1 protein-coding gene is annotated in these 398 nt (G+C 65.3%); it reads right to left on the bottom strand.

Features of this window, described 5'->3' with window-relative positions; translation table 11 throughout:
• A partial coding sequence (locus FJV41_RS57620) for a response regulator (protein WP_141649690.1) occupies positions 1-398 on the bottom strand: 398 nt, incomplete at both ends.

Here is a 398-nt window from a genome sequence, read left to right as displayed (position 1 = left end):
TGACAGAACCTCGCCCTTGCGGCGCAAGAGCAGTGTCAGCAGTTGGAACTCCTTTGCGGACAGGTCGATGCGCTGACCGGCCCGAGTAGCGCGCCGCCTCGCCAGGTCCATTTGCAAGTCCCCCAGGCACAGCAGCAGCGCATCAGGCGCGGGCGCAGTACCAGCGGTGCGGCGCAGCAGCACCTCGATGCGTGCCACAAGTTCGGAAAAGGCGAACGGCTTGACGAGGTAATCGCCCGCTCCCGCCTTCAGTCCGCGGACGCGATCCTCGATGCGATGGCGGGCCGTCAGCATGATCACCGGCGTTTGCTTGCTCTGCCGCAGCGCGGCCAGCAAGCCGAAGCCATCAATGCCCGGCAGCATGGTGTCGAGAACGATCAAGTCGTAGTGGCCGTGGG

The organism is Myxococcus llanfairpwllgwyngyllgogerychwyrndrobwllllantysiliogogogochensis (genome assembly GCF_006636215.1).
Taxonomy (GTDB): domain Bacteria; phylum Myxococcota; class Myxococcia; order Myxococcales; family Myxococcaceae; genus Myxococcus; species Myxococcus llanfairpwllgwyngyllgogerychwyrndrobwllllantysiliogogogochensis.
Note: the sequence above shows the minus strand (reverse complement) of the source record. Positions and strands in the feature narration are given on the sequence as shown.